General features: G+C 39.5%; 10 protein-coding genes. 7 read left to right on the top strand and 3 right to left on the bottom strand.

Annotated features, from left to right (window positions below; all coding sequences use genetic code 11):
• The 3 genes from ACRCJ0_RS06070 to ACRCJ0_RS06060 all read left to right on the top strand — a co-directional run.
• Positions 1-301: ROK family protein (locus ACRCJ0_RS06070; protein ID WP_431389860.1), on the top strand; the 301-nt coding region annotated here is incomplete at its 5' end.
• 75 nt (positions 302-376) lie between these two features.
• Positions 377-865 (top strand): prolyl-tRNA synthetase associated domain-containing protein, encoded by a 489-nt coding sequence (locus ACRCJ0_RS06065; RefSeq protein WP_059348687.1) that lies wholly within the window; start codon positions 377-379, stop codon positions 863-865.
• 202 nt (positions 866-1,067) lie between these two features.
• A complete protein-coding gene (locus ACRCJ0_RS06060; protein WP_431389858.1) occupies positions 1,068-3,863 on the top strand; it encodes a cation-translocating P-type ATPase in 2,796 nt (931 codons plus the stop codon).
• A gap of 74 nt (positions 3,864-3,937) precedes the next feature.
• Here the strand turns inward: ACRCJ0_RS06060 and ACRCJ0_RS06055 are convergent, their stop codons facing one another.
• From ACRCJ0_RS06055 to ACRCJ0_RS06045, 3 genes are read right to left on the bottom strand one after another with little or no spacing between them, the layout of a single operon-like run.
• Positions 3,938-5,128: an ABC transporter permease gene (locus ACRCJ0_RS06055; RefSeq protein ID WP_431389856.1), complete on the bottom strand. Its 1,191-nt coding sequence runs from the start codon at positions 5,126-5,128 to the stop codon at positions 3,938-3,940.
• Positions 5,115-6,380 (bottom strand): ABC transporter permease, encoded by a 1,266-nt coding sequence (locus ACRCJ0_RS06050; RefSeq protein ID WP_431389854.1) that lies wholly within the window; start codon positions 6,378-6,380, stop codon positions 5,115-5,117. The genes ACRCJ0_RS06055 and ACRCJ0_RS06050 overlap by 14 nt, the downstream gene beginning before the upstream one ends.
• Complete coding sequence (locus ACRCJ0_RS06045; RefSeq protein WP_417893477.1) at positions 6,370-7,311, bottom strand: ABC transporter ATP-binding protein; 942 nt, start codon at positions 7,309-7,311, stop codon at positions 6,370-6,372. Before ACRCJ0_RS06045 ends, ACRCJ0_RS06050 begins: the two co-directional genes overlap by 11 nt.
• A 187-nt stretch (positions 7,312-7,498) precedes the next feature.
• Here ACRCJ0_RS06045 and ACRCJ0_RS06040 point away from each other — a divergent pair, with 187 nt between their 5' ends.
• The 4 genes from ACRCJ0_RS06040 (at position 7,499) to ffh (ending at position 11,358) form a co-directional block, all read left to right on the top strand.
• Positions 7,499-8,665, top strand: coding sequence for a sensor histidine kinase (locus tag ACRCJ0_RS06040; RefSeq protein ID WP_419971205.1), 1,167 nt, complete (start codon positions 7,499-7,501; stop codon positions 8,663-8,665).
• The gene (locus ACRCJ0_RS06035) at positions 8,643-9,323 is read left to right on the top strand and encodes a response regulator transcription factor (RefSeq protein ID WP_419971204.1); all 681 of its coding nucleotides are present in this window, start codon (positions 8,643-8,645) and stop codon (positions 9,321-9,323) included. Before ACRCJ0_RS06040 ends, ACRCJ0_RS06035 begins: the two co-directional genes overlap by 23 nt.
• 140 nt (positions 9,324-9,463) lie before the next feature.
• Entirely contained in the window at positions 9,464-9,838 is a 375-nt protein-coding gene (locus ACRCJ0_RS06030) for a putative DNA-binding protein (RefSeq protein ID WP_417893480.1), read from the top strand.
• A gap of 65 nt (positions 9,839-9,903) precedes the next feature.
• Positions 9,904-11,358, top strand: a complete 1,455-nt coding sequence (ffh, locus tag ACRCJ0_RS06025) for a signal recognition particle protein (RefSeq protein ID WP_431384941.1) — start codon at positions 9,904-9,906, stop codon at positions 11,356-11,358.
• Positions 11,359-11,441: the final 83 nt, after the last annotated feature.

Genomic DNA, 11,441 nt, shown 5'->3' with positions numbered 1-11,441 from the left:
CATTAAAGGTGCTGACTTACCTTCAGATCATGAAGTCTGGGACTATGTGGCAAATTATTTAGGTCAAGCCATTGCCAACTATACTTTAACTTTAGCGCCGGAACGCGTCGTACTAGGTGGTGGTGTGATGCATCAAGATCAATTATTGGATAAGATTCGTCTACAAGTGGAAAAAGCGATTGCTAATTATGTTGAATTGCCAGCAATGACAGATTATATCCAGTTACCTAAGCTAGGTGATAATGCTGGGATTACAGGCTCATTGTTGTTGGCTAAGCAAGCTTTAACGGATGCTAAGTAGACAAGTTATTTATCGTATAAATACATAATAACTAGACCAGTTATGCCATTTTAGAAAGGGTAGTTTTACATTTTGATGGACAAAGCTGCAGTTTATGATTTTTTGAATGACCAGGAAATTGAGTACGAGGTGACTGACCATAAGGCGGTTTATGATATGGCTGAGCTGGCGGAAATTGATTTACCTTATCCTGAGGCGGATGCGAAAAACTTATTTATTCGGGATGATAAGAAGCGTCAGTATTATTTAATTTCGGTGCAAGGGGATAAGCGGGTTGATTTAAAGGCTTTTCGGGACCAGTTTAATACGCGTCGATTATCTTTTGGGTCGGATAAAGATTTGCTGGCTTTGATGGGCTTAACGCCTGGTGCGGTGTCGCCTTTAGGTTTATTGAATGACCATGATTTGAAGATTGCTTATTATTTGGACCGACAATTGGTAGCGGATGATCATCTGATTGGTGTGCATCCTAATGAAAATACGGCGACGATTTGGCTAAAAGGACAAGATTTAGTAGATTTGATTGAAGCTAATGGACATTCGGTGACGGTGGCAGATTTTTAAGTAATAGAAAAAATATAAAAAATTATTGAGGTTGGTGGTAACGCTTCCAACCTTTTTCTGACGGGAAAATACCTGCTTGTAAAATTTTGCTTCACCTAAATAATATATTAACGGCAGTCTGTATGACTTTTAATGGATAAAATATTATGTTAACATAATATGTAAATAGAGCTGAACGTTCTATTAAAGAAAGGAAGAGGCGATGAGCAAAAAAATTTATCAAAAAAAGTTACAAGAGGTCATTGATGAATTAGAAACATCGAAGACTGAAGGATTGAGTGACCAGGAAGTTTCTAAGCGTTTAGAAACTTATGGGGAAAATAAGTTACAAGAATCGGATAGTAAGTCTAAGTGGGAGATCTTATTAGATAATTTAAACAATATTATCGTTTATTTACTAGCCGTCGCAGCCATAATTTCAATTGTAATGGGCGATTGGATTGAAGCTATAGCCGTGATGCTGGCCGTTTTAATTTCGGTGCTGACTGGATATTTTGTTGAAACTAAAGCGCAAAAGTCTGTGGAAGCTTTGCAGGATATGGTCAATACTAGTGTACATGTGATCCGAAACGGGGAAGAAGTGGAGATTGATTCATCTCAATTAGTCCCAGGTGATGTGATGGTTCTTGGTGAAGGAGACGCGATTGCTGCAGATGGTCGTTTATTAACGAGTAACAACTTCGCTGTGATGGAGGCTTCATTGACTGGTGAGTCTGAAGCGGTAGATAAGGATCCAGAAGCGACTTATGATGAAGAAGAGTCTATTGGTGACCGGTTGAACATGGTCTTTTCAGGTACGGCTGTGACCCGTGGTAAGGCGCAAGTGGTCGTTACTGGTACTGGAATGGAAACTGAAGTAGGCCGTATTTCTGAAATGATGACGGGTGAAAAGGACATGCAAACCCCGTTAGACAAAGAGGTTGACCAATTAGGTAAAGCCTTAATTATTGTGGCTTTTGTAGCAGCAGCTTTAGTTGTAGCAATTGGTTTATTTAATGGTAATCCAGCAAGTGAAATCTTGCATATTGCGGTTATTCTTGCCGTAGCAGCGATTCCTGAAGCTATGCCAGCTGTTCAAACGATTACCTTATCAAATGGTATGCAGACGATGGTAAAGCACCAAGCTTTAGTTAAGACGCTTTCTGCAGTTGAAACTCTAGGTGCTACGTCGATCATAGCGTCAGATAAGACGGGTACATTAACAGAAAATCAAATGATGGTTGAAAGCATCATTATTAAAAATGATGTCCAATATGAAGTTTCAGGTTCAGGTTATACACCTGAAGGCGATATTACAAAAGATGATGAAAAAGTCACTTTTGATATTGATTCGATTGAAGATGTTGACGATTTAAGCGACAACAAGGCTGTCTTATTGAAATTGATTACGGATGGGTACTTGTCATCTGATGCCCGTTTAATCGAACGTGATCAACTAGATGATGAAGAAGCAGCTGAATTAGAAAACGATGCTGAAGACGAAGATAATCAAGACCCATATACCATTAAAGGTGACCCAACAGATGGTGCCTTAACGGTATTAGGCCATAAAGTTGGTTTATCACCACAATGGGAAAAAGACAATGACTACAAACTTGTCCAAGAAATACCATTTGATTCTGAGAAGAAATATATGGCAGCACTTTATCATTTTCCAAATGACATTCACCGTTTAATTGTGAAAGGTGCGATGGATGTTGTTCTAGATTTAGTGACGACTGAAAACGGGGAAGAAGACTTCTGGAAAGAGAAGAATGAGGACCTGACAGCAGACGGTAACCGTGTAATTGCCTTGGCTTCATATACCATTAAAGACCAAGGGGAGGCGGATAAAGTCGCTGACGACATGGAAGCTTGGTTGGATAACAATACAGACAAGTTAACGATGGACGGATTATTTGGGATCATTGACCCGCCACGTCAAGACGTGAAAGATGCGATTGCCCAAACACAAGCGGCCGGTATCCAGGTGAAAATGATTACTGGTGACCATCCAAGAACGGCATCTGTTATTGCCCGCGATATTGGGATTGAAAACCATGAAAATACCATGACTGGTAAAGAATTGGATGCAATCCATGAGGATAAAGACTTTATTGATAAAATCTGCGATGTTGCTGTATTTGCTCGGGTATCACCGGAAAATAAATTACAAATCGTTCGTGCCTTCCAAGATGAAGGGGACGTTGTTGCGATGACTGGTGATGGGGTCAATGATGCACCGGCCTTAAATGGTGCTGATATCGGTGTCGCTATGGGTATTCGTGGTACTGAGGTTGCTAAAGAAGCTTCTGACATGATTTTAACCGATGATGCTTTTGGTACGATTGTAGATGCTGTTCGTGAAGGGCGAATCATTTTTGAGAATATCAAAAAATACATTTCCTTCTTATTTGCATGTAACATGGTAGAGATTGTGGCAATCCTAACGACGATTGTCTTTATGTTACCAATGCCAATTCAACCACTACACATCTTATTCTTAAACCTACTAGTAGATATTGGTCCAGCGATTGCTTTAGCCTATGAAAGAGCAGAGGACAATGTCATGGAACATCCACCAAGAAATCCGGAATCTGGTTTAGTCAATAAGACATTCTTAAGTCGGATTATCATCTCAGGTGTGATTATTGGTCTAGGTGCCTTCGGGGTATTCTACTTATTCCATAACATATTTGCAATGGGCTTAGTATATGCTCAAACAGCCACATTTACTTACATGGCGGTTGCACAACTATTCCATATCTTAAATGTACGTCGTTTAAATGGATTTGGGTTAGATAAAACCTTCTTCCAAAACAAATTATTACTTGTAGCAATTGCTTTCTCTGTAGTGTTACAGTTAATGGTCGTTTATGTACCGTTCTTAAACAATGTCTTTGGTACAGAACCATTGACGCTGATGACGTGGGGTATTATCCTTGCAATTGTGCTAGTGATTACTGGACTTGTATACTTAGTGAAAAAATTAGCTGGTTTGAAAGATCCAGAAGCGTAAAAATTGATGAAATAAAAAGATCGAAGGTCAATTATTGGCCTTCGATTTTTTGTATTTAAAGGGGTATTTATCCACTAAATCGACGCGCTTTGTTTATAGCGGCGGTAGATATAAGTGAGGGCCATATAGGCTAGGGCAATGAGTAGTTGAATGCCCATATATTGAAAGATTGTGGTCATTTGCTTTTGGCTTAAATTTTCTGCACTCAGAATGATTTCATCTGTTTTTACCTGCCAAATCGGGGTAGCAACCTGGGCAATTTGCTGCATGATGGGACTAGTAAAATCTCTCGGGACAAATAAGCCGGAAGTAAAGGCAATGAGTAAGGATATACCAGTAGAGAAAAAGGACACCATACCTTTGTTAGGGGCTACCGTAACGATAAAGAAGGCCATTTGTTGGATCCCAAAAATCGCTACAAAGGAGGATAACAGCAGTAGCTGACCGTGGCTTGAAAATAGGGTATCAAAGCCGTATACAAGGCCTCCGACTACCATAATGGCTAGCCATAAGGCAAAGCCAAAAAGATTGCAAGCGATGAATAGTTCGGTATTGCGTCTGCTGGTTGAAATGCCACCCAACCGGTCGCGTTTCATGATTTCAGGGTTACGCATGGAAATCATGGGTAAACCAAAGACTGTAATTAAGGTCATAATCATAGTATAGGATGTCAGGTGGGTAAAAGACATACCAAAACTAATGGTATCTGCATCTAGACTGGTTGACTCGCTTGTTGAGACTTCAATATCATCAGCGATAGAATCTTCAACGAGTTGTAAAGTCTGTTTCACAGCAGTAGGGTCGTTGACATCATCCGTACCAGTATTGATGTACTGGAAATTAGTCATGTAATTATTGATTAGGATATCGGCATAGGTTTCGCTAGATCGTTCGGGACCAACCCTTTTTTCCAAAGGGATAAGGTCTTCGTTATGTAATAAGGCGTCACCAAAGCCTTCAGGAATCTCAAGAACGTAATTAGCATTTTCGTAGTAGAGGGCATCGACAATTGTTTCTTCATCATCTGGTAAATCAACTAGGTCGTATTGCTGACTTAGATAATCTACAAAGTGCTCAGTTACCAAGCTTTCTTGGTCATGGTTGACTAGGCCAAGCTTGAGCTCGACTTGATCAAAAGTTGTATTCAAATTACTGGTATAAATCAAACTTAAAGGGATCGCAATGGCGAATAGGATGACGATATTGATGATAATGTCATTTCTATAAGCATTGGCAAGCGAATAGAAGAGTTTAAAGATTTTCATAGTCAGTCCTCCTAATCCCGATAAGTGAAATGATTAAGCATAGTACGGAGATACCAAATAAAATGGTCATATTTTGATTATATTGGGCGTATGTGGGGTAATTATTCAGGTAATAGAAAGCGTCGTTGATCAATGCTACAGGATTGAGTTTATTGATAATTGGCACATTGTTCACAATCCATACTTTGACATCATAGGCCATCATACCTGATAACATCCCTAAGATCAGGGGCACTACAATGGCAATAGCCATGATAATGTCAGCTTTTTTCTTAAATGTTGCGGCTAAGGCTGATCCCATCAAAATCCCGGTAATGGGTCCCACTGTCATTAAGGCAAAAACACGCAAGGTTTCATTCCCTAAAGGAACGTCATTTAGCCAATAAATCCCGAGTAATAGATAAATCACAAGCAAGGCTGGAATGGTCCAAGTGATGGTAATGGCTAAATAACGGATATATTTATTGGTTGGGGATACTGTTTCTCTTAATGCTGTTTCAGCATAATTGGCTTCATTTTGTATAACGAGATTGATACCAATACTCATAAAGAAAATACATACGTAAGCAAGTGCCACATAGTAGAAATTGGACCAGGCAGAGACATTATTGTCTTGATTACTGGTAACAATCATTTCTTGGTCGGTATCTAATTGAGCTAAACGAAGGTTTACATCTGCCATGGCTGCTTGTGGATTTGGTGAAGTCAGGGCTTGGTCAAATAATAAGCTAAAGGCATTTGTTGATGAAGCAAAAGTTTGAAGGATTGCATAGACAATTGAAGAGTTGATAGCACCTGTCGCTGATGGCGCAACTTCAAAGTCAAATTGCATCTGATTTTGGGCATCCTCGTCATCAAAGCTGATATAAATAGCTTGACTAATTGAACCTTCTGTTAAGTATGCTTTGGCAGTGGCTATATCTGGTGTTTCAATAGCGAGTAGCGGATAGTCAGTAGTTTCCACTTGGCCTGAAGCCAATTCGTCTGACTCAAGGATTTCCTCATCTTCTATACTGCCTACTGTCGCAATGTTTGCCATCAAGTCTTTGGCTTCATTTTGTTGGTCAGCATTCCCTTGGTAAACCACCGCTACAGGGATAGATTCAAGGTTTTCTGTTTGATTATCAATCCCCTGAAAGGCAAACATGTAGACTAAGCCATAGATGAGTGGAAAAAGTATTCCCCATAGTAAGCCTTCCTTATTTCGTAAGACAATACGTATATTATAAATGAGCGCGTGCTTAAGCATCATCTCTCAACTCCTTACCAGTAATTTCAAGAAAGACATCATTTAAGGTAGGTTTTTGGACACTGAGATTTAATATATCGACTTGTGATGTTTCTAGGACTCGCATCAAGTTGACGAGATGATCGAGGCCTTTGTTAAATTGAATCGTGAGTGTATTTTCCTTGTAGCTGACATTAGACACATCAGGTAGACTTTCTAATTTTTCAAGTAAAGTATCTGGCATTTCGATGATTTCAGCAGTCACTGTTTCAAAATGATTAGACATACCTTTAATGTCTTCCGCCGATCCAGTAACCAATTCTTTCCCTTTATCCATAATGGTTAATCGGTCACAAATCAGTTCAACTTCCTCCATATAATGAGTAGTGTAAATGACCGTTTTACCTTCAGCAGCTAGGGCACGAATACCATCTAAGATATTATTTCTTGATTGTGGGTCAACAGCAACAGTAGGCTCATCTAGGATAATCAGGTCTGGCTTATGGGCAATACCGCAAGCAAGATTGAGTCGCCGTAGTAAACCACCAGATAATTGTTTGGGGCGAAATTTTCTAAACTTGTCTAAGGCTACAAAGGCAATTGCATCGTCCACATAGGCCTTACGTTCCGCTTTATCAGAGATATACAAGCCACAGAAGTAGTCGATATTCCCTTCAACCGTTAATTCTTCATAGACACCTATATTTTGCATGACCAGTCCAATGCGTCGTTTAATGTCGTAGCGATTTGAAGCCATTTCTTCACCAAAAATTTTGACATCGCCTGAATCGTATCGTAATAGTGATAGCAGGCAATTAATCACAGTCGTCTTACCAGAACCATTAGGCCCAAGTAGACCGTAAATTTCGCCTTCATTGACGGTGAGGTCAAAATGATTCACCGCTACTAAATCTTTATAACGTTTGACTAGGTCTTTAATTTCTACAATAGCCATGAGATACGCCTCCTCAGATTAAAAATTCCTATTTTCTTTTTATCAATTTTCTTGTCTTTATTATCTAGGAAAGGGTGGTAAATAGGAATAGACAGATGTCCTAAAGTCTCATGACAAATGTCATTGAAATACTGGCAAAATCATATAAACTAAGGTAAAAGATTATAATTTAGTAAGGAGTGGCGAGATGCGGACACCATGGACTGAATTTGCCTTAAAAATAGCCATGCTTTTCACAGTAATTAGTTTTATCTTGTATGACCAAGAACAGATCGACTTACCTATTATTGAAATTGCCCTGGCCTTGATTGTTTCTGCTCAATTAATGGCGATCACAAAATCAGATTGGATCAGTGAACGGAAGACAGGAAGCTTGTTAAGGCAGTTAGAAATCTTGGTAATCCGGGCAATTGTCTTAGGACAAGTAGTATTGTTTTCTGTATTCTTGCCATATTTTTTCTGTTTTATGTCCGTATTTACCTTTGATTATTATATTAGCAAAATAAGTGACATTATCTTGTTAGCTGTCACATTGTTCTTGCTGGGTAGTGTGATTGGTGTACCCATCACACTGATACTGGCTATTACTGGTGTCAGTATCTTGACCGCTTATTTGCATACCAGCTTTCAAAAAGCCAAGGCTTTTCAAACAGCAGCCTACCAAGAAATTGACCAGTTAAGCGCAGTCAATCATCGCTTTCGTCTGGAGCAGCAACAGTTAATTGCTGTTCAAGACCAACAGTCAGAAGAACAGGTGAGACTAGAACGGAAGCGGATTGTGGATGAAATTCATGATATTTTAGGGCACCAATTATCGTCGGCAGTCATACAAATAGGTGCCCTAGAGTACATAGTTCAAGAGGATCAAGCTAAACAGGGATTAGGGCAAGTAAAGGATGTATTGAATACTTCTATGGCCAATATTCGGGCTGTCATTCATGCTGAACATGCCTCCACTATTCAACTGGACTGGGAATTAAATCGGATTGTTGAAGACTTTACCAAGGCACCAATACAGTTTACCTATCAAAATACCCGACCATTAACCAATCAAGATGCCCATTCGATACTTAATATCGTTCGCGAGGGGTTCACCAACATCAATAAGCATTCTAATGCTAGCAAGGTTCAACTTCGATTTATTGAAAACATCGATAATTGGACCTTATTACTAGCAGATAATGGGCAAGGCCTTGAGCCGAAAGCGAGTGGTGGCATCGGCTTAATGAATATGGAAGAGCGGGTCCAACAATTGGGGGGAAAAATTCATATTTCAACGAATAATGGTTTTCGAATTTTTATCACCATTCCCTTTAAGGAGGTAATAAATCATGAAAATACTATTAGTAGATGATGACGTATTAGTAACTAGCGGAATTGAAATCATTATAAAAGCGAAGGCAGCTGATCTAGGGATTGATTTAGAAATTGTAGGCATTGCAAGTAACGGATCAGAAGCCGTCACTTTATATGAGGAAACAAAAGCAGATATTATTTTGATGGATATCCGGATGCCTATCATGACAGGGATTGAAGCTGGCAAAGAAATTTTAAGGCTTGATGCTGAGGCGAAGATTATCTATCTGACCACTTTTTTGGAGGATGCCTATATCATTGATGCTTTAAAGATTGGGGCTAAGGGTTATTTACTAAAAACAAATTATGAATCTTTGATCCCAGCAATTGATGCTGTTATGCGAGAGCAACGAGTTTTTGGTGATGAAATTGTGGCTAAAATTCCCAGCTACTTGAACCAAGAAAGTCAGCATCAAGGTGAACAAGACCATCTAACAGAGAAAATGGGGAATCCTTTGCTGGCTGATTTAACTGACAAGGACCAGACCTTGATCTATTGGGTAGCTCAAGGTCTCAATAATAAAGAGCTTGCCCAGGAGATGCATTTTTCTGAAGGCACAATCCGTAATTATTTATCTGAAATTATGGATAAACTGGGGGTGCGCGACCGTACACAGTTGGCCATTTTTTACTTTAAACACATAGAAGGACGTTAGCTTGACTAGTGGCGTCCTTTTGCTATTTATATTGGGAAATAGACTATGGTGGTTTCGTTGATAATAGGGCATTTATAGTGTATACTAGGGTCTTGTAAAGGGAATCTGCTTGACAAAAAATAGACAGGATTGATGGTTAAATGGAAATCCAAAAAACGAATGAGATGAATACGCTATTGATTTTCTATGGGGATTTATTAACTGAAAAACAACGTATTTATATTGAATTGTATTATGCTGAGGATTTTTCATTGGGCGAAATTGCCGACCATTTTGAAGTGTCACGTCAGGCGGTGTATGATAATATTCGCCGGACTGAGAAAAGTCTATTAAAATATGAAAATCACTTACACTTGGCGCGAGACTATGCTGCCCGTAAGCTTGTTGGTGAAGAAATGGCTGCTTATTTACTAGCGCATTATCCAGATGATCACCAACTGCAGACTTATATGGCGCAGTTAGTAGCGATTGATAATAGTGAGGATGACGAACTGGCGGATGAAATAGATCTTTAGCTTGGGGCGTTACGCCTTTTTACATAAAAAATGAATGATGATTTAAATAAGGAGTGTTACTAGTAATGGCTTTCGAAAGTTTATCGGATAGGCTACAAGGCGCTGTCCAAAACATGGGTAAGAAGGGTAAAATTACCGAGGGCGATTTAAAAGAAATGATGCGTGAAGTCCGTTTGGCTTTATTAGAAGCTGACGTAAACTTCAAAGTAGTTAAAAACTTTGTTAAACGTGTCAATGAACGCGCGCTAAACAGTGAAGTATTACAATCACTATCGCCAGCGCAACAAGTCGTGAAAATTGTAAACGACGAATTAACTGACTTAATGGGTGGAGAGCACGAAGATATTCAATTCGCGACAACGCCACCGACAGTCATCATGATGGCTGGTCTTCAAGGTGCTGGTAAAACAACTACTGTTGGTAAGTTAGCGGCCTTCTTGAAGAAAAATGACCACAAGAAACCTTTATTAGTAGCCGGGGATATCTACCGTCCAGCTGCTATTAACCAATTACAAACAATTGGTCAACAATTAGACTTGCCAGTCTTTACTTTGGGTGACCAAGTGAGTCCGGTTGAGATTGCTACTAAAGCGATTGAACATGCTAAAATGAATGGTCATGACCTAGTCTTTATTGATACGGCTGGTCGTCTACAAATTGACGAACGGTTAATGACTGAGTTAAAAGATATTAAAGCAGCCGTTAATCCGGATGAAATCTTATTAACGGTTGACTCGATGACTGGTCAAGAGGCTGCCAACGTAGCCAAGGCCTTTGACGAAGAGTTAGATATCACAGGGGTTGTCTTAACAAAATTAGATGGTGATACCCGTGGTGGTGCTGCACTATCTATCGTTTCTGTAACTGGTAAACCGATTAAATTTACGGGTACTGGTGAGAAATTAAACGAAATTGAGCGCTTCTACCCAGACCGTATGTCTAACCGAATTTTGGGTATGGGGGATATGTTAACCCTTATTGAGAAAGCCCAAGCTGAGTTTGATGAAAATGAAGCAGAAGCAATGGCAGCTAAGATGCGTGAAAATACCTATGACTTCAATGATTTCATTAAAAACATGGACCAGATGAATAAGATGGGTTCAATGAAGGATATCTTGAAGATGATTCCAGGTATGAATAAGATGGGGAATTTGGATGACTTAAATGTTGATCCAAAACAAATGGCACAAACTAGAGCCATGATTCAATCTATGACCCCATTTGAACGCGAAAATCCAGATTCAATTAGCCAATCTCGTCGTCGCCGGATTGCAAAAGGTTCAGCTACTACACTACAAGAAGTTAACCGGTTGATTAAACAATTTAACGAGTCACGTAAATTGATGTCCGCAATGTCTAACGGCAACATGGGCGCTCTTCAAAATATGATGGGTGGCCTAGGGGGCGGTGGCTTCGGTGGATTTGGTGGCGGCGGCAACCGCAACAAGAACCGTGTCGCTGAATTACAAGCCAAACAAATGGCCCGTAAACTGAAAAAAGCCAAGAAAAAAGGGAAATAAGCCTTTTTTCAAAGATAGGGGAAAATATATCCGCCCTGTAAAGAGAAAATACTTTACAAGCTGACAAAAACTTGTTATCATAT

The organism is Aerococcus sp. L_32 (genome assembly GCF_050689315.1).
The sequence above is the reverse complement of the archived record's forward strand: the minus strand, read 5'-3'. Positions and strand labels throughout refer to the sequence as shown.